The organism is Methylobacterium oryzae, assembly GCF_021398735.1.
Taxonomy (GTDB): domain Bacteria; phylum Pseudomonadota; class Alphaproteobacteria; order Rhizobiales; family Beijerinckiaceae; genus Methylobacterium.
Genome location: NZ_CP090349.1, coordinates 4046652 through 4064934 on the forward strand (window position 1 = coordinate 4046652; position 18283 = coordinate 4064934).

At 72.4% G+C, this 18283-nt stretch carries 16 protein-coding genes and 1 riboswitch; of the genes, 11 read left to right on the plus strand and 5 right to left on the minus strand.

The features are described 5' to 3' along the window. Nucleotides 1-219: 219 nt before the first annotated feature. On the minus strand, nucleotides 220-1338 hold the full coding sequence (locus LXM90_RS19285; protein ID WP_020093674.1) for an aminotransferase class I/II-fold pyridoxal phosphate-dependent enzyme: 1119 nt from the start codon (nucleotides 1336-1338) through the stop codon (nucleotides 220-222). A gap of 90 nt (nucleotides 1339-1428) precedes the next feature. On the opposite strand from LXM90_RS19285, the gene LXM90_RS19290 reads away from it, so the two are divergent. From LXM90_RS19290 to LXM90_RS19300, 3 genes are all read left to right on the plus strand, one after another. After that, nucleotides 1429-2694 (plus strand): adenosylmethionine--8-amino-7-oxononanoate transaminase, encoded by a 1266-nt coding sequence (locus LXM90_RS19290; protein WP_020093673.1) that lies wholly within the window; start codon nucleotides 1429-1431, stop codon nucleotides 2692-2694. Nucleotides 2695-2828: 134 nt separating this feature from the next. Further along, nucleotides 2829-3218 carry a response regulator gene (locus tag LXM90_RS19295; protein ID WP_020093672.1) on the plus strand — a complete coding sequence of 130 codons (390 nt, stop codon included), beginning with the start codon at nucleotides 2829-2831 and terminating at the stop codon, nucleotides 3216-3218. Nucleotides 3219-3353: 135 nt separating this feature from the next. Beyond that, complete coding sequence (locus LXM90_RS19300) at nucleotides 3354-3926, plus strand: MarR family winged helix-turn-helix transcriptional regulator (protein WP_020093671.1); 573 nt, start codon at nucleotides 3354-3356, stop codon at nucleotides 3924-3926. 9 nt (nucleotides 3927-3935) lie between these two features. Here LXM90_RS19300 and zigA read toward each other — a convergent pair whose 3' ends face one another. After that, entirely contained in the window at nucleotides 3936-5156 is a 1221-nt protein-coding gene (gene zigA / locus LXM90_RS19305; protein ID WP_205833391.1) for a zinc metallochaperone GTPase ZigA, read from the minus strand. 185 nt (nucleotides 5157-5341) lie between these two features. On the opposite strand from zigA, the gene LXM90_RS19310 reads away from it, so the two are divergent. Both LXM90_RS19310 and LXM90_RS19315 read left to right on the plus strand, forming a co-directional pair. After that, nucleotides 5342-7486, plus strand: a complete 2145-nt coding sequence (locus tag LXM90_RS19310) for a TonB-dependent receptor (RefSeq protein WP_234081005.1) — start codon at nucleotides 5342-5344, stop codon at nucleotides 7484-7486. 205 nt (nucleotides 7487-7691) lie between these two features. Continuing rightward, a complete protein-coding gene (locus tag LXM90_RS19315) occupies nucleotides 7692-8678 on the plus strand; it encodes a helix-turn-helix domain-containing protein (protein WP_267965747.1) in 987 nt (328 codons plus the stop codon). 74 nt (nucleotides 8679-8752) lie between these two features. On the opposite strand, the gene LXM90_RS19320 is transcribed toward LXM90_RS19315, so the two are convergent. Together LXM90_RS19320 and LXM90_RS19325 are read right to left on the minus strand one after the other, a co-directional pair. Then, on the minus strand, nucleotides 8753-10213 hold the full coding sequence (locus LXM90_RS19320; RefSeq protein WP_234081007.1) for a PepSY domain-containing protein: 1461 nt from the start codon (nucleotides 10211-10213) through the stop codon (nucleotides 8753-8755). Further along, nucleotides 10207-12390, minus strand: a complete 2184-nt coding sequence (locus LXM90_RS19325; protein ID WP_234081008.1) for a TonB-dependent receptor — start codon at nucleotides 12388-12390, stop codon at nucleotides 10207-10209. Before LXM90_RS19325 ends, LXM90_RS19320 begins: the two co-directional genes overlap by 7 nt. Before the next feature lie 284 nt (nucleotides 12391-12674). After that, nucleotides 12675-12868: riboswitch (cobalamin riboswitch) on the minus strand. 137 nt (nucleotides 12869-13005) lie between these two features. Here LXM90_RS19325 and LXM90_RS19330 point away from each other — a divergent pair. Next, nucleotides 13006-13440, plus strand: a complete 435-nt coding sequence (locus LXM90_RS19330) for an NUDIX hydrolase (protein WP_419149836.1) — start codon at nucleotides 13006-13008, stop codon at nucleotides 13438-13440. 142 nt (nucleotides 13441-13582) lie between these two features. Beyond that, nucleotides 13583-14983 (plus strand): RluA family pseudouridine synthase, encoded by a 1401-nt coding sequence (locus LXM90_RS19335; protein ID WP_234081009.1) that lies wholly within the window; start codon nucleotides 13583-13585, stop codon nucleotides 14981-14983. On the opposite strand, the gene LXM90_RS19340 is transcribed toward LXM90_RS19335, so the two are convergent. Continuing rightward, nucleotides 14950-15663 carry an alpha/beta fold hydrolase gene (locus tag LXM90_RS19340; protein ID WP_234081010.1) on the minus strand — a complete coding sequence of 238 codons (714 nt, stop codon included), beginning with the start codon at nucleotides 15661-15663 and terminating at the stop codon, nucleotides 14950-14952. The two genes, LXM90_RS19335 and LXM90_RS19340, sit on opposite strands and share 34 nt — an antisense overlap. A 201-nt stretch (nucleotides 15664-15864) precedes the next feature. Here LXM90_RS19340 and LXM90_RS19345 point away from each other — a divergent pair, with 201 nt between their 5' ends. The 4 genes from LXM90_RS19345 (at nucleotide 15865) to LXM90_RS19360 (ending at nucleotide 18278) form a co-directional block, all read left to right on the plus strand. Beyond that, complete coding sequence (locus tag LXM90_RS19345; protein ID WP_020093661.1) at nucleotides 15865-16245, plus strand: hypothetical protein; 381 nt, start codon at nucleotides 15865-15867, stop codon at nucleotides 16243-16245. A 70-nt stretch (nucleotides 16246-16315) separates the two neighbouring features. Beyond that, complete coding sequence (locus LXM90_RS19350) at nucleotides 16316-16981, plus strand: HAD-IA family hydrolase (protein ID WP_020093660.1); 666 nt, start codon at nucleotides 16316-16318, stop codon at nucleotides 16979-16981. Nucleotides 16982-17027: 46 nt separating this feature from the next. Further along, a complete protein-coding gene (locus tag LXM90_RS19355) occupies nucleotides 17028-17819 on the plus strand; it encodes an ATP12 family chaperone protein (RefSeq protein WP_020093659.1) in 792 nt (263 codons plus the stop codon). 138 nt (nucleotides 17820-17957) lie between these two features. Continuing rightward, entirely contained in the window at nucleotides 17958-18278 is a 321-nt protein-coding gene (locus tag LXM90_RS19360) for a hypothetical protein (protein WP_132366861.1), read from the plus strand. Nucleotides 18279-18283 lie beyond the last annotated feature (5 nt).

Genomic DNA, 18283 nt, shown 5'->3' on the forward strand with positions numbered 1-18283 from the left:
CCGGATCGGGTTCTCGATGCGCGAAACGCCTTAGCAGGTTGTCGCGACGCCCTCACCGTCTTTGCGAGCGCAGCGAAGCAATCCAGTGTGGCGCCACGATCTCAGAAGTCGCGCTGCCCTGGCCAGCTTCGCTGCGCTCGCAGAGACGAACGGTGTCCGCAGCCGCGTGTTCGGCCCGCAGATATGAGAATCGGCGCGATCACCGAGAAGCGCCCGCGCTCAACCGATCAGGGCGGCCACGGCCTCCGCGAGGGCGTCGACCTGGGCCTCGTCGTGGGCGGCCGAGAAGGCAACCCGCAGCCGCGCGGTGCCGGCCGGCACGGTCGGCGGGCGGATTGCCACCACGAGGTAGCCCTGCGCCTCCAACGCCGCCGAGATGTCGAGCGCCGCCTGCGCCTCGCCGACCAGGACCGGCACGACCGCGCTCTCGGCCTCCGGCAGGCCCAGGCGGGCGGTGAAGCGCCGGGCGAGGGCGAGGGGACGGGCCCGGCGCTCGGGCTCCGCCTCCAGGATCGCCAGCGCCTCCAGGGCCGCGGCGGCCGAGGCCGGTGGCAAGCCGGTGGTGTAGACGAAGCTGCGGGCGCGGCTCGTCATCAGGTCGATGACCGGGCGCGAGGCGCAGAGATAGCCGCCGTACGAGCCGAGCGCCTTCGACAGGGTGCCCATCTCCAGGGGCGCCCGCGGTCCGTCCTCGACCACGCCGATGCCGTGGGCGTCGTCCACCAGCGTCCAGGCGCCGAAGGATTCGGCGATGCCCAGGATGTCGCCGAGGGGCGCCCGGTCGCCGTCCATGCTGAACACGCGCTCGGTCAGCACGAGGGCGCGCCCGTGGTGCGGCCGGTGCTCGGCGAGCCGCGCCGCGAGGTCGCCGGGATCGTTGTGGCGGAAGGTCAGGACCCGCGCGCCCGAGAGCCGCGCGCCCGCCCACATGCAGGCATGGGACAGCTCGTCGAGCAGGACGAGGTCGCCCCGCCCGGCGAGCGCCGGGGTGATGCCGAGATTGGCGAGGTAGCCGCTGCCGAAGACCAGGGCGGCCTCCGTGCCCTTGTGGCGCGCGAGGCCGGCTTCCAGGGCGCCGAGATAGGGGTGGTCGCCGGTCACGAGCCGCGACCCGCCCGCCCCCGCGCCGTGGCTCGCGACCGCGGCCTGGGCCGCCGCGATCACCCGCGGGTGATGCGAGAGGCCGAGATAGTCGTTGCACGAGAAGGAGACGAGCGCCCGTCCCCGCCGCGCCGCCGCGGCGCCGGCGCCGCGCTCCGTCGGCACCAGCTTGCGGCGCAGGCTGCCGGCCTCGAGGGCGTCGAGTTTCCCGGTGGCGAAAGCGTCGAGGCTGTCCATGGGGACGGGGATGGGCGGTGCCGCGCGGACAATGTCAAGCGGCGGGTGCCGGTCCTTGACCCCCGTCCGAGGCCACATCATGCCAGGCGCATGACCCTCGCAACGCCCGCAGGCCATCTCTGGCGGCCCTACACGCAGATGCGCCGCGCGGCGCCGCCCCTGGAGGCGGTCGCGACCCAGGGCACCCGCATCCGCCTCGCCGACGGGCGCGAGCTCGTGGACGGCATCGCCTCCTGGTGGACCGCGGTGCACGGCTACAATCACCCACACATAGCGGGCGCGGTGGCCGACCAGCTCGCGCGCATGCCCCACGTGATGTTCGGCGGCCTCACCCACGCGCCGGCGGAGGCCCTGGCCCGGCGGCTCGCCGCCCTGCTGCCGGGCGATCTCGACCACGTCTTCCTCAGCGATTCGGGCTCGGTCGCCGTGGAGGTCGCGCTCAAGATGGCGGCGCAGATGTGGATCAACCGCGGCGTGAGCGGGCGGACGAAGGTCCTCGCGTTCCGCGGCGGCTACCACGGCGACACGATGGGGGCGATGTCGGTCTGCGACCCCGAGGAGGGCATGCATCGCCGCTTCGGTGCCTACCTGCCGAGCCAGATCTTCTGCGACCTGCCGCGCAGCGCGGCCGAGACCGCGGCGCTCGACGCGGCCCTGGCGGCCCATCGCGACACCCTGGCGGCGGTGATCGTCGAGCCGCTGGTCCAGGGTGCCGGCGGGATGCGGACGCACCCGCCGGAGGTGCTGGCGACGGTCGCCGGGCTGGCGCGCCGCCACGGGCTGCCGCTCATCGCCGACGAGATCTTCACCGGCTTCGGGCGCACCGGCAGCCTGTTCGCCTGCGAGCAGGCGGGGCTCGTGCCCGACATCCTGTGCCTGTCGAAGGCGCTCACGGGCGGCACGATGGCGCTCGCCGCCACGGTCGCCCGCACGGAGGTGTTCGCGGCGTTCTGGTCCGAGGATCCGGCGGCGGCGCTGATGCACGGCCCGACCTTCATGGCCAACCCCCTCGCCTGCGCGGCGGCCAATGCCAGCCTCGACCTGTTCGAGACCGAGCCGCGCCTGAGCCAGGCCCGCGCCATCGCGGAGCGCCTCGCCGCGGGGCTGGAGCCGCTGCGGCGTGTGCCCGGCGTGGCCGATGTCCGGGTCCTCGGGGCCATCGGCGCGGTCCAGTTCGCGCGGGCGCCCGATCTGACCGTCCTGAAGGCGGAACTGCTCGCCCGCGGCGTCTGGGTGCGGCCCTTCGGCGACATCGTCTACCTCACCCCCGCGCTCACGATCGGTGCGGCCGATCTCGACCGGCTCGTCGAGGCCGTCGCCGGGGTGGTGACCGAGCTGGCGCCGGCATCGACATGAGGGCCGCGCGTTCCACTTTCCCGTGACGAGCCCCCGTGCCGGCCTGCAACCCGGGACCGTTTCTGCCGTTGGGCCTACGGCTGGAGATGCGTGCGGCGGCCCGCGCGGCCGGGTGCTGCCGAAGGGAGTACACAGTGGCGAGCGAGCAGACGGGTTCGAGCGGCGATCGGCCGGTAATCCTCCTCGTCGAGGACGAGGCGCTGACGATCATGGACCTCGGGGACGTGCTGGAGGAAGGCGGCTACGACACCGTCCAGTGTGCCTCGGCCGAGCGGGCGCTCAGCATCCTGCAGGCGCGCCCGGACATCTGCGGGCTGGTCACGGACGTGCAGCTCTCGGGCAAGACCGACGGCTTCGACCTCGCGAGCTCCGTGGCCGAGGCGCGGCCGCAACTGCCGATCCTGATCGTGTCCGGGCGCGCGGCCCCGGACCCGGCCCGCATGCCCGAGCATGCCGAGTTCATCGCCCGTCCCTGCACCGGCGAGGACATCCTGGACCGTCTCCAGCGTCTCATGCACTGCTGAGCGGGCCTCCGCGCCAGCCCCGTCATCGCACCGTCACCGGTCGGCGCCACAGGGACCTGGGCGGCCGCTTGATGGGGGTGGACGGTGCAGATTCAGGATCGTCCGGCGGCCGCCGGCTCTAATTCGGGCGCTCCGGTGGGCGACAAGCAGAAGCGCGATCATCAGGACGAGGCCGCGGTGCTCGGACTCCCGTCCAAGAAGCTGAGGCCGCCCGGCGTGCGCAGCGTCGGCTGGGCGCTGGTGCAGGCGGCGCGCCTGCACCGGGCACGGACCGGCGATCGTCTGGCGAAGCTCGGCCTGTTCGCCGGCCAGGAGCAGGTGGTGCAGGCGCTCGCAGCGGCCGGCACGATGACGATGGGCGATCTCGCCGCCCTGCTGCGTGTCCGGCCGCCCACCGCCTCCAAGACCGTCACGCGGCTCGCGGCCCTCGGCATCGTCGAGCGCCGGGCCGAATCGGGCGACGGCCGTGTGGTGCGGGTCCAGCTCACGGAGACCGGGAGGGCCAAGGCCGAGGCCATCGAGCGGATCCAGGAGGAGGTCGAGGCCGAGTTGCTCGACCACCTCGACAAGACCGACCGCCGCCGCCTCCGGAAGCTCCTGCGCAAGGCGGCCCGCGGCCTCGCGGAGGCGGCCGGCGCATCCGGTCAGACGACCGAGGCGGATGCCGAGATCGAGGCCGAGGACGAGGCAGAGGCGCTGGCCACCTGACCGTCGCCCTCAGGCCGCGCGGCGCCAGGCCGGGAACGGGTCCGGCAGGCCGCGATAGGGCGCGGGATCGAACGGCGCCCGGTCCGCGCCGGTCTCGATCAGGCAGGCGTCCAGCGCTGCCGTGAGCGCCGCGGCGTCCATGCCGGTGCCGATGAAGACCAGCTCCTGGCGCCGGTCGCCCCAGACCTCGCTCCAGACGTCCTGAAGGCGCGCCCGGAACTCGGGCGCCTCCGGCCAGCGCCGCCGCGGCACGGCCGACCACCAGAACCCCATCGCCGAGACCCGGGCCACGGCGCCCGCCAGGGAGAACTCGCCGACCCAGTCCGGCCGCGTCGCGAGCCAGAAGTGGCCCTTCGCGCGGATCAGGCCCGGCCACGTGGCGTTGACGAAGGCGTTGAAGCGCTCCGGGTCGAAGGGTCGCCGGGCCCGGTAGACGAAGGAGGCGATGCCGTACTCCTCGGTCTCCGGCACGTGCGCGTGGGCGCCGTAGAGTTCCTTGAACCAGAGCGGGTGTTGCTGGGCCTTCTCCTCGTCGAACAGGCCGGTATCGAGGATCGCGGCGAGCGGCGCGCGCCCGTGATCGGTCTCGAGGATGCGGGCGTCGGCGTTCAGGCCGCGCACGACGGAGCGGACCAGCGCGAGATGCTCGGCGGAGACGTCGTGCGCCTTGTTGATCACCACCACGTCGGCGAACTCGATCTGCTCCACGAGCAGGTCCACGAGCGTGCGCGTGTCCTCGGCGCCGGCGGTCTCGCCGCGCTCGCGCAGGAAGGCGGCCGAGCCGTAATCCTTCAGCAGGTTCACCGCGTCGACCACCGTGACCATCGTGTCGAGCCGGGCGAGATCCGACAGGGAGCGGCCGGCCTCGTCGCGGAACGAGAAGGTCGAGGCGACCGGCAGCGGCTCGGCGATGCCGGTCCCCTCGATCAGCAGGTAGTCGAACCGCCCCGTCTCCGACAGCCGCCGCACCTCCGCGAGCAGGTCGTCGCGCAGGGTGCAGCAGATGCAGCCGTTGGTCATCTCGACGAGCGTCTCGTCGGTCCGGGACAGGTCGGCGCCTCCGGCGCGGACCAGATCCGCGTCGATGTTCACCTCGCTCATGTCGTTGACGATCACCGCGACGCGGCGGCCGTCGCGATTGGTGAGCACGTGATTGAGAAGTGTCGTCTTCCCGGCCCCGAGGAAGCCGGACAGGACGGTGACGGGAAGGCGGGTGTCGCGCTGAGTCATGACGCGATCAAAATGTTATAACGTTTCAAAGTCAACCGGCGTCTTGAGCTTGGGCGGGCGCGCCGCCCGGATCGCTGTTGCAACGATGTAACGTTTCTCGGCCGTGTCCGACACCGGAGGGATTAACGCTTGCACCAGACCGAGGCACCGCAACAATGAAACGATATAACACTGTGTGAGTCTCGATGCTTCCCTCGCGCCGCTTCGGCTTCCTCACCAGCACGGTCCTGTCCTCGACCGTCTGCGCCGGCCTCCTCACGCCCTCCGCCGCGCGGGCGCAGCAGGCCGTCGCCCTCGACGAGATCAGCGTCACCAGCCCGAGCCCGATCCAGCCGTCGCGCGGCGCGGTCGCGGCGGATGCGGCGGTGCCGATCGGCGTCCTGCCGGTGGCGACCAACACGTTCTCGCCGGTCACCGTGGTGACCCAGGACCAGATCGCGCGCGACCAGCCGCGGACCCTGGGTGACGCCCTGTTCGACCGGCCGGGCATCTCGGGCACGACCTACGCGCCGGGCGCGGCGTCCCGGCCGATCATCCGCGGCCTCGACAATGCGCGGGTGCGGATCCAGGAGAACGGCATCGTCAACGGCGGCGTGTCCGACCTCGGCGAGGACCACGCCGTGCCGGTCAACCCGCTGGTCTCCGACCGGATCGAGGTGATCCGCGGTCCCGCGACCCTGCGCTACGGCTCGGGGGCCATCGGCGGCGTCGTCTCGGCCGACAACAACCGGGTGCCGACCTTCATCCCGGCGAACGGGGTGCAGGGCCAGGTCACCAGCGGCTTCTCCAGCGTGGATAACGGCCGGCTCGGGGCCGCCACGGTGGATGCCGGCGGCGACGGCATCGCGGTCCACGCCGACGGCTTCAAGACTGCCAACGACAGCTACGCGATCCCCGGCGGGATCCAGCGCAACTCCTACAACGAGTCGCAGGGCGGCGCGGTCGGCATCTCGGCGATCGGCGACCGCGGCTTCGTGGGCGTCTCCTTCAGCCACTACGACGCGGTCTACGCGATCCCCGGCGGCGTCGCCGAGCAGGACCGGACCCGCCTGACCCCGAACCAGGACCGGGTCCTGTCGCGGGGCGAGTACCGTCCGCTCGACGGGCCCTTCGAGGTGATCCGCTACTGGGCGGGCTACTCGGTCTACCGCCACAACGAGGTCGGGATCGGCGACGACGGGATCGAGGGCGTCCAGGCGATCTTCAAGAACCGCGAGGCCGAGGGACGCCTGGAACTCCAGCACGTCCCGGTCATCACGGAGTTCGGCAGGCTCACCGGCGCTCTGGGCTTCCAGTCGGACCGGCGTGTGATCAACACGCAACTCGAATCGTTCCTGCCGAAGACGGAGTCGCGCGCGAACGCGGTCTACCTCTTCGAGGAGCTGGAACTGCGCCCGGGCACGCGGCTGCAGGCGGCCGGGCGCTACGAGGTCGACCGGCTCTCGAGCACGGCGGCGCAGTTCCCCGCCGACTACGTGCCGGTCGACGGACAGGAGCCGTTCCAGTACGCGCGCACCCGGCGCTTCGCCCCGAAGAGCGCCAGCATCGGCGCCCTGCAGGACCTGCCCTACGGCTTCGTGGCGAGCCTCACCGGCTCCTACGTCGAGCGCGGGCCCACGGGCTATGAGCTGTTCTCGCAGGGCCCGCACGACGCCACCGCGACCTTCGAGATCGGCAACCCGAACCTCAAGAAGGAGCGCGCCCGGACCGTCGAGGCCAGCATCCGGCGGGCCGAGGGACCGTTCCGCCTGGACGCCACCGGCTACTTCACCCGCTACACCGGCTTCATCTACCGGAACTACACGGGTCTGACCTGCGACGACGACTTCGCTTCCTGCGGCGTCGGCACCGACAACCGGCAGATCGTCTACCAGCAGCAGAACGCGACCTTCTACGGCGCCGAGATCATCGGCCAGTACGACCTCGTGCCGGTGGGCAACGGCTTCGCCGGCGTCGAGGCGCAGTTCGACTTCGTCCGCGCCCAGTTCGACAACGGCGCGAACGTGCCGCGCATCCCGCCCTACCGGCTCGGCGGCGGCGTCTACCTGCGGGCCGACGGGTGGTTCGCGCGGGTGAACCTGCTCCATGCCTTCAGCCACGACGCCACGGCCGTGTACGAGACGCCGACCCCCGGCTACGACGACCTGCGCGCCGAACTGAGCTACACCAAGGCCGTCGATCCTGCGGTCTACGGGGCGAGCGCGATCACCCTCGGCCTCCAGGGCCGCAACCTCCTGAACGACGATATCCGCAACTCGACCTCGTTCAAGAAGGACGAGATCCTTCTGCCGGGGCGGAACGTGCGGCTGTTCCTGACGGCGCGGTTCTAGGGTCGGACATCAGGCCGCGTGATCGTGATGATGCTCGAGAGGGATGGATCATCGCCGGTCCGCTTCCGGACGGCGCTGTTTGGCCGGGCGCCGCTGCTCCGCCCCTTGTCCCCCGTCTCCCTGTTGTGAAGGTAGATTATATACAATAAACGCCGGGGTTTCCGATCTTCGCCACCGGGTGGCGACAGGGGTGCCCAGGCGGCGGATGCAACCGTTTTTCTCGACAGATGGGATTCATCCCAGAAACGCGGTCCGCCAATGGCGGGAACTGGTCTGCGAGCGGCTCGTGCCTGCCGAGATCGAGACGCCGGACGGTCTCCCGTTCCAGGGACGGCTGAACGTGACGTGTATCGGCGCGATGCCGATCTCGCATTTCTGGCACACAACCGTGCGGACCAGAATCACGGACGCCGAAGCGCGACGCCGCGGGAACCCCGATCGGGTTTTCGTGCTCCTGAAGCTGTCCGGACGGGATACAATCCAGCAGCTTGACCGGGAGGCGAAGACCAAGCCGGGCGACCTCATCTTGCTCGACTCGAGTTCATCCGTGATGGAGGCGGAGACCGGCGACTCCTTGGTCATCGATCTGCCGCGCCAGCGTTTCGAGACCGTTCTGGGCCCGTCCCGGCTCTACACCGCGCTCACGGCCGCAGCGGACCTCGCCTCGACGACCCTGACGGGCTCTTACCTTCAGGAACTCGTCCGGGTCAGCGATCGCCTCACCCCTGACGCGGCCGAGCGCATGGCATCGATCGGCGTCGACCTGATCGTGGCGAGCCTCGCCGAACGGATGGCGCAGGAGGTACCCCGTTCCGTCCACGGCAACGTCACGGTTCAGCGCGCCAAGGCCTATGTCGAGGCGAACCTGAGCGATCCGAACCTGGACGCGCCCCGGCTCGCCGCCGCGATGGGCGTGTCGTTGCGGCGGCTGCAGGAGCTGTTTCATGAGCGCGGCCGGCACATCTCCGACTACATCTGGGGACGCCGACTGGAGGTGGCCGCCAAACGCCTGACCGACCCGGCCTGCGCCGCCCTGTCGATCGGCCTGTTGGCTTATGGCTGCGGCTTCAGCAGCCAGGCGCATTTCGCGCGCCGCTTCAAGGATCGCTACGACGTGAGCCCCCGTGAATACCGACAGGCGCACAGGCCGGACGTGGAGGTATTTGCGTCCGCCTCCGGTCTGTCGTCCTGACGCGCAGCACGACCGGATCGGAAGTCACCGCCGGGCCGATCTCGACCGCTCGACAGCACACGCTGAAACCGACCTCAGGCGGACAGCGTCCGACGCAGCCTGCGCCAGCCCGCCACGATCCCGGTGACCGCGATGCCCGCCGCCAGGAGATTCAGGACCCACTGGGCCGTATCGTGCAGGGGGCGGTTGCCGGTGAGCCCCGGCAGGTCGAGCCGGTGCGCGGCGTTGAACAGCCAGCGGTTGATCCGGCCCGAGCGGTCCAGGCGCTGGAGGATCGTGCCGTCCCGGGGATCGACGTGGAGCCACGTGGCGGCCGCGTCGCCGAAGCGCAGGCGCAGCACCGGAAGCGGCCGTGGGTTGGCCCCGTGGGGATACCAGTAGGCGTCGTAGGCGTATAACGGGCGGATCGACCGGAGGGGACCGTCCGCGAGACCGTCTGCCGCGGCCGTCGCGATGCTGCGCGCGTCGAGGGCGGTCGCGCCGTCCGCTGCGACCGTCCGGAGGCCGTCCGCCGTCTCGGCGACGATCCACCAGCGTCCGCCGATGGCGGCGAAGCGCAGGGTGCGCGTATCCGGCACGGCGCCATCGCGGAGCCGGTGCGGATCGAGGCCGAGCGCCGGCGGGATTCCGGCATAGGCGGCGCGCAACGCTACCGGCGGGCTGGTCGCGCTGAACCAGCGGTTCGGGTTCATGGAGATCCAGCCGCTGACGATGAACGTGCTCAAGCCGAGGCCCCCCGCGAGGCCGAGCAGGTGGTGCCAGCGCGCCAGCCCGCGATAGGGCGTGACCGCCCCGGCCGCGTAGCGCCGCCGAAGGCGCAGGCGCCAGATCCCGATCGCGCCTCCACTCAGCGCGCCGAGGGCGGCGAAACCGGAGAGCCACAACAGGATCGTCCGCCACAGCTCCGGCCGGGCCCGCAGCGGCGTGAGGTAGATCCAGTGCGCCACCGAACCCACCCAGTTCCAGCCCCGCTCGAAGCGTGTCGTGTCGAGGGCGATCTCGCCGGTCACCGCAGACACGTAGAGCTCGGTCCCCGCGGCGTCGCCGAGGGCCACCTTCAGGAAGGGCCGGAGCGGGTCGTAGCGGGCCGTGACGGTCCACTGGTCGCGCGCGACCAGCTCGGCCTGCGCAGCCGGAGCACCACCGGCCGCGACACGCAGCGCGTCTGCGGGTGTCAGCGGGCCGAGCCGCGCGCCGGTCCGTGCCGAGACCGTCACCCGGGCGCCGTCGTGGCCGGCGATCCGGTAGACCGGCTCGTCGCCCCGCATCTCCAGGCCGAAGGCGGCCAGCACGCCGGCGAGCCCGCCGGCGCGGAGCGCGTCGTCCGGCGCGACCGCGACCTGATCCCAGACGATCGGGGTGAGCCGCGACAGCCGCTCGGCCTCGGTGAGCGCCGGGAACGGCACGTAGAGCATCACCAGCCCGGAGCCGATCCACAGCGCGAAGAACAGCCCCGCGGCGATCCCGGCCCAGCGGTGGAACAGGAGCAGCCAGCGCCGTCCCGCCTTGCCGAGCCGGCGCGGCAGGCTCACCACGTCACCGTGTAGGCGACCTCGACCGAGCGCGGGCGCCCGAGCAGCCAGTTGGTCCCGACCCCGTTCACGGCGTTGCCCGAGATCGCGTAGACCTTGTCGAACAGGTTGTAGACCCGCACGGACAGGCGCGAATCCGCCGTCACCTGATGGTCCAGGACCGCGTTGACGAGGTTGTAGGCGGGGCGCCGCGCTGTGTTGCCGAAGTCGCTGTAGACCTGCCCGACGTTCTGCAGTCCGACCCGCGCGGTCCAGTCGCGGGTGACGTCCCAGGTCAGCCAGAGATTGGCCACGCGCTCGGGCACGTCGATCGGCTGGTTGCCGGCATACGAGACGGTGGCGCCGTTCACCGTCTGGTCGAACCGGTCGTACTGCGCGTGGAGGAGCGCGAGGTTGCCGTCGAGCCGCCAGCCCGGCGCGAAGCGCCAGCCGAGCGCCAGCTCGAAGCCCTGCGAGGACTGGCTCCCCACCTGCGTGGACAGCGTCGGCTGGCCGGGGATCGCCGAGATCAGGTTGTCCTTGACGATCCGGTAGCCCGCGACGGTCCATTCGAGGGCGCCGTCGAAGGCCAGACCCTTGGCGCCGATCTCGACCTGATCGCCGGTCGCGAGCTTGAAGCCCGCCAGCGACTGCGACAGCGTGATCAGGCTGTTCACCGGGTCGGTGGCGAAGCTGTACTGGGCGTAGAGCGCGCTGTCCGGCGTCGGGTTGTAGACGAGGCCGAACCGGTAGCCGAGCGCCCGATAGGTCTTCTCGAACCGCGATCCCGTCTGCAGGTCCTCGCGGTTCAGCGTCGGCACGTCGAGGCGCACGCCGGTGAGGAACGACAGCTTGTCCGACAGGATCAGCCGGTCCTCGGCGAAGACCGAGGCCTGGCTCGTCTGTGTCGCGTAGGCCGGGCGCGCCCGGCCGTTCTGCGGGAAGAGGCTCGGATCGTAGCCGGTGAGCGGCACGCTCGTCGTCTGGTCGAAATAGAAGTTGTTGGTGTGGCGGAAGTCGATGTGATTCACGTCGAAGCCGGCCACGAACTGGTTCGGCAGCCCGAACAGGCTGCCCCGGAACGTCGCGTCGAGGCGGTCTCCGACCTGCTCCTGACTGTGGTAGATCTCCAGGTATTCGCCCCGGTCCACGAGCCCGGTGCCGCGGTTGTAGCTGTACTGCTCGACGTCGAGCCAGTGGCGCCGGCTGGTCAGCCGGTAGGCGGTGTTGCGGATCGTGATGTCGGCCGAGGGGGACCACTCGGTCTTGAGCTGGGTCCAGTTGTCGGCCCAGGTGATCTTCGCGTCGCGGACGTTGTAGTTGTTGAACCGGATGAGATCCGGGATCCGTCCCTCGACCAACGGGGTGCCCCAGTAGCGGGCGGGCTCCTGGTAGCCGAGATCGTGGCTCAGGGTGAAGGCGAGGTCGGCGCTCGGCCGGAACAGCAGGGCGGCGGAGACCGCGAGGTTGCGGAAATCGCCCTCCGGCCGCATCCAGCCGTCGGCGCGATTGCCGCTGACGTTGAGGCGGTACGCGAAGGTGTCGCCGTACTCCGCCTGCCCCAGCGGGCCACCGGAATCGAGGGCGAGCCGCGCGACCCCGTCGGTGCCGATCACCGCGCGGGCGGCGTTGATCGGCACGAAGACCGGCTTCTTGGGCACCACGTTGATGACGCCGCCGATGGCGCCGTCGCCGTAGAGCACCGAGGACGGCCCGCGCAGCACCTCGATCCGCTCGACGTTCCACGTGTCGAACGGGAAGGTCACGGTGTTGGCGCCGACGTAGAAGCGCGTGCCGTCGTAGAGCTGCTGGATCGAGTTCGGGCCGGCGAAGCCGCGGGACGTGAACGCGCCGTTGCCGTTGCCGGGCGCCGCGATGGTGGTGATGCCGGTCGCGTCCTGGGTCACGGCCTCGGCGATCGTGTCCTGGCCGCGCAGCCGCGCGGTCTCGCCCGACACGATGTCGAGGCTGGCCGGCGTCTCCAGCGGCGTCAGGCCGAGGCGGCTCGCGGTCCGGTCGGGGGTGCGCAGGTTGAGGCCATTCGGCGGCAGGCGGCCCGGGTCGCCGCCCGCGCCCGCGACCGACAGCTCATCCAGCGTGACCGCCTCCTGTGCGGCGGCCGGACTGGCGAGGAGCGCGAGGAGAACGCCGCAGAGCGGGGCCCGCCCGCCGAGGCAGGAGCGATGGGTCGATGAAGACATGGGGAAAGCGGTCCGTGCACGGCGCGCGCCGGCCCCCGCGTCCTACAGGCATTGTAATAACATTACAATGCGCGCGCTGTCCGGTAGCCTCTGCCCGTGCGGGCGCGCGACGGCGTCCTGCGACAGGGCTCGAGGGGTTCGGGACGGCGGAGACGGGCATGGGGAACGGCGTCGCGGGCGCGCTTGCTGTGGCACGTCACCGCGAACGAGGCCTCGGCGGCCGCCTCCCCTCGGGACTGGCGGCGCCTCGACACCCGCCAGGACACCCCGCCCGGCGCGTTTCGCGTGTGACCACGGCTGACGGCAGGTCTCCTGGCTCGCGGGTCGCCGCCCTCGCACCGTCTTCCCGGGGTGACCCAGTGACGTGGTGGTGAAGGGCTCGCCGCTTACAGTTGCGGGGGCAGCCGCGGCTTCGGGGCGAACCCCTCACCGCGTTCCCTTTTGATCCCCAAGGGGAACCGTCGAACACAGCTTGGCCGTAGCGGGGGCGGGCGTCAACCGTGTGTCCGGTTGTTGCCGTGGATCGGCGCGCTGTGCGCCGGTCCGTTGCGGCCTCGCCGACGACGGGCTAGCCCCTGCGGGATGACGGTCTGGCGGCCCCCTGCGGAGATTCGCGTGAAGGCACTGGGTCTGCCCCGGCGCGGCAACAGCCTGCTCGTGGCCGAGGTCCGCGCGGATGACGGGCGGCTGAAAGGCGTCCGGCCGCTCGGCGGCAGCGTCGCGTTCGGCGAGCGGGTCGAGGACGCCCTGATCCGGGAGTTCCGGGAGGAGCTCGGCGTCACCGTCTCGGTGCTCGGCGGCCCCCGCGTCATGGAGAACATCTTCACGCACGAGGGGCAGGTCGGGCACGAGGTGCTGTTCCTGTTCCCCGTCGCCCTGCCGCCGGGGCGGTTCGACGGGCAGGAGCGCTTCGTGTTCCACGAGGATTCCGGCACCGCCTGCGTGGCGCGGTGGTGCGATCTGGACGGGCTCGACGTGCCGGGCGGTCCCGACCTCTTCCCCGCCGGCCTGAAGGCCCGCCTCCGCGACGCGTGGCGCGCGGAGCCCTGACGGACCGGGCCGGCCCACCGCCTTTGCCGCTCGGCGCGGGCGATGCTACAGCCGGGCAATCCCATCGGTCCGGACGTCCGCGACGCCGCGGCCCATGCGCCCGGACGCTCCGTCCGACGCGGAGACGGGTGCCGGCGGAAGCATGACGATACGACCTCCCAGAAGCGGCGGGCCGACGGGGCGCAAGCCTCAGGCCGGCAAGTCCAGCGCCAGCAAGTTCAGGGGCGGCAAGGCCCAGGCCGACGGCCGCGCCCGCACGGGCCCGCGCACCAGCGCCCGCGACGCCGCCGAGCGCGCGGCCCGCAACCGCGGCGAGGATGCCGGCACCCGCGATCCCTGGGGCGCGCAGGCCGCTGCGGCCCCGACGCCGGCCCGGCCGCCGAAGCCGCGCCGCGACGCCGCCGCACCGCGCGACGCCGCGGCGGGCAAGCCCGGCGGCCAGCCGCCGGCCAGGCGCTCGGCGGCCCCCTCCCCGGCCCTCGCCTCTGCCCCCGCGCCCGGTCCGACCCGGCGCGAGCAGCGCGCCGCCGCCTCCGCGACCCTCGCCTCCGGCGTGCAGACCCTGACCGTCGAGCCGGACGAGGCCGGGATGCGGATCGACCGCTTCCTCACCGCCCGCTTCCCGCTGCTGCCCTTCACCCGCGTGCAGACCATCGTCCGCAAGGGCGAGTTGCGGGTCGACGGCAAGCGCGCCAAGCCGAACGACCGGCTGGAGCCGGGCATGAGCGTGCGCGTGCCGCCGCTGCGCCTCGACCAGCCCACCGAGCGGCCGCGCAGCGCCGCCCGCGAGCAGGACGACGCCGCCTTCATCCGGTCGCTGATCCTCTACGAGGATGCCGACATGATGATCCTCAACAAGCCCTTCGGCCTCGCGGTCCAGGGCGGTTCGGGGACGGTCCGGCACGTGGACGGCCTGCTCGCCGCCCTCACGGGTCCGGACGGCCAGAAGCCGCGCCTCGTCCACCGGCTGGACAAGGACACGGCCGGGTGCCTGATCATCGCCAAGACCCGGCTCGCCGCCGCGACGCTGGCCAAGAGCTTCCGGTCCCGGGCGGCGCGGAAGATCTACTGGGCGCTCACCGCGGGCGTGCCGCGGGTCCGGCAGGGGCGCGTCTCGACCTACCTCGCCAAGGAGGAGCCCACCGACGCCGATGCGCGGATGCGGGTCGCCAAGCACGGCGACGAGGGCGCGAGCCACGCGCTGACCTACTACGCGATGGTCGATCAGGCGGCCCAGAAGCTGTCCTGGCTGTCGTTCAAGCCGGTCACCGGCCGCACGCACCAGCTGCGCGCCCACGCGGCCCATATCGGCCACCCGATCGTGGGCGACCCGAAATACTTCTCCGTCGAGAACTGGGAGCTGCCGGGCGGCATCCAGAACCGCCTCCACCTGCTCGCCCGGCGGATCGTCATCCCGCACCCGCGGACCGGCAAGCCGGTCGACGTGAGCGCGCCGCTCCCGCCCCACATGGCGCAGAGCTGGAACCTCCTGGGCTTCGACGCCGCCCGCTACGACCCGATCGTCGAGGCTCCGGAGGCCTGAGCCCGCAGCCAGGGCACGATCGCGTCCGCCAGCGCGTCCGGGGCCTCGAGCGGCAGCATGTGGCCCGACCCGTCGATCACCCTCAGCGTCGCGCCCGGGATGCCGTCGCGGAGCTCCCGCGCCTCGTCGAGGCTGCGCAGGGCGTCCTGGGCCGCCGCCACGACCAGGGTCGGGCAGCCGATCGCGCCGAGGCGGTCGCCATCGGATTCGCGCGCCTGCCCGGCCTGGCGCAGGAAGACCTCTCCGCCGAGCCGGTCGCCCATCTGCCGGATCCGGCTCAGGAGGGCGCCGTCGCCGGCGCGGTCCGGGTGCACCGACTGGAGGATCGCCGACCGGCTGAGGCCCCGGTAGCCCTGCTGGCGGACATGGGCGACCGCGGCGGCCTTCCGGCGCGCCTGGGCCGGCATGTCGGCCCGCGACGAGGTGGCGACGAGGACCAGCGCCTCCACCTGGTCCGGCACGAGCCGGGCGACCGCGCGGGCGACGTAGCCGCCCATGGAGAAGCCCACGAGCCCGAAGCGCGGCGGCGCCTCCGCGGCGACGCGGCGCGCCATGTCGGCGATGGCGGCGTCCCGCGCGAGGTCGCCGTGCGTGATCGGACCCACCTCGGCGAGGCGCGCGACCACGTCCGACCAGAGGTCGGCATCGGTCATGAAGCCGGGCAGCAGCACGAGGTTCATCGCCGGATCACCCTTCCCGTCCCCCAGATAACCGTCACGCGAGCGCCCGTCAGCGCCCCGGCATCTCCGGTGAAAGTCGGGTGCGGTCCGGGCGTCCCGCGCGGCGCATGCCTTGGCAACCGGCCGCGCCGCCTCATATGCTGCCCCGCGCCCCGCCGATCCGCCGCGGGGCCTGTTCCCGGCGGTTCGAGACCCTGACACATGAAGCTCGCGATGCTGGCCTGCCTCGCCGCCCTGTGCCTCACCGGGCCGATCGCGCATGCCGCGCCGGGCGAGACGACCAGGGCGGCGCCGACGGCGAACGGCACCCACCCCCCCGAGACGGCGACCCCGCATCCGGCCCCGGCGCCCGCCCCGGGCGCGGCACCCGCGCAGGCCGCCCCGCGCACCGCCAACAGTGCCCGCGCGGAGCGCCGGCGGCGCTCCTACGCGGCCTGCAACCGCGCCTCACATCAGCGCGGGTTGCGCGGCGGCAAGCGCCGGCGCTTCCTGATCCGGTGCCGGCTCGGCTACGAGCGGACCCGGATCCCCGGCGGCCAGCCCGCCGCGGCCGCGCCGGCCCAGCCGGGCCGGAAGCCGTGACGGGGACACGCCTCCTTTCACCCGCGCCGGCGGGGCGGCTCGCGGCGCGACTTCCGGCGCGTCGGTCGCGATGAGGCTCGTCGTCTTCGACGTCGACGGCACCCTCGTCGACAGCCAGCACCTGATCGTGGCGGCCCAGGAGGTGGCGTTCGCGGAGAACGGCCTGCCGGCGCCCGGACGGCGGGAGGCCCTGTCGGTGGTCGGCCTGTCGCTGCCGCAGGCCTTCCGGCGCCTCGTCGGCGAGGACGGCCCGGTCGCGGAACTCTCGGAGAGCTACAAGCAGGCCTACAACCGCCTGCGGCTCGACCCCGCCCACGAGGAGCCCCTGTTCCCCGGCATGGCCGACCTGCTGACCCGGCTGCACGGGCGCTCCGACGTGCTGATCGGCCTCGCCACCGGGAAGTCGCGGCGCGGTGTCGACCGGCTGATCGCGCATTACGGCTGGGCGGACTGGTTCGCCACGACCCAGAGCGCCGACGACGCGCCGTCGAAGCCGGATCCGACCATGCTGCAGCAGGCGATCCGCGAGGCCGGCTGCGAGCCCGAGGCCACCGTGATGGTCGGCGACACCACCTTCGACATCGCCATGGGCGTGGCGGCCGGTGCGACGGCCGTCGGGGTCGCCTGGGGCTACCATCCGCCGGACGCGCTCTACGGGGCCGGGGCCGTGACAGTGGTCCCGAGTGCCGCCGCGCTGGAGGCGCTGCTCCTCGAGGGGCTCGCGACCGGCTCCTGATCGCGGGAGGCTCGCGCGCGGGGCCGGAAGCGCCTATCTCGCCTCCATGAGCGATCAGACGACAGACTGGCTCGGGCAACCGAGCGACGGTGACAGGCCCGACCCGGTCCGGGCCGCCCGCGGCCACGCCAAGCCGGCCCTGCCCCACCGCTTCTACAAGGAAGCCGGCTTCTCCGAGGATGACGACGGGTTCCGGCTGACCCTGGACGGACGTCCGGCCAACACGCCGGCCCGCAACCCGCTGCGTCTCCCCAGCCGGACCCTGGCCGAGCGCGTCGCGGCGGAGTGGCAGGCCCAGGACACGGCGATCGACCCCGCGCGGATGCCCCTGACCCGGCTGGCCAACACGGCGATCGACGGCGTCACGCCCCGCCTCGCCGAGGTCGCGGCGGATCTCTGCGCCTACGCGGGCACCGATCTCGTGGCCTACCGCGCCGGGGATCCGGAGCGCCTCGTGGCGGCCCAGGCGGAGGCCTGGGATCCGATCCTCGCCTGGGCCCGGGACGCGTTCGGTGCGCGGGTGATCCTGAGCGAGGGCGTCATGCACGTCGCGCAGCCGGCCGACACGATCCAGGCGCTCTCCGCGGCGGTGAACGCGGTGACCGACCCGTTCCGGCTGGCGGGCCTGCACACCCTGACGACGCTGACCGGCTCCCTGCTGATCGCCCTGGCTGTTCTCGAGGGCCGGCTGACACCGGCCGAGGCCTGGGCCGCGGCCCACGTGGACGAGACCTATCAGGCCGCCGTCTGGGGGCGCGACGCCGAGGCGGAGGCCCGCCTCGAGGCGCGCCGGACGGAGTTCGAGGCGGCCGCCGCGTTCGTCGCGGCCGGCGGCTGAGCCCGGGCCGCGGTCCGGCGCGGTCGCGCAGATGCAATTGCGCAACAATCCCGCATTCGCGGCGCCCGCCCCGCGTCGGCGGCTGACAAAGCGCGAACACTGTTTTAGGGTTCGACGCACATTGTGTTCGAGTCGACGATGCGTTCCGATCAGCCTGTCCGTTGCAGTTTTGAAGGCGAACTGGCCAATCTGATTGCGTCGAAACAGTTTTCCCGCGATCTCGACGGGCGCTACGCGCTGTTCGACGCCCTCTCGGACCTCGAGCGCCGAGCACAGGGCGCCGGAGCGCCCGATCTGACCTTGCGCAAGATTGCCGAGATCCGGTTCCTGGCGGGGATCCTGCGCGAGTCGGTGCGCCCGTTCCCGATCGCGCCCCTGCGGACGGTGCTGCGCGTGCGCGAACGGATCGACGCGCGCCGCGCGGTCTCCGCCGAGGCCGCGGATCTCGACGCGGTCTGACGCGG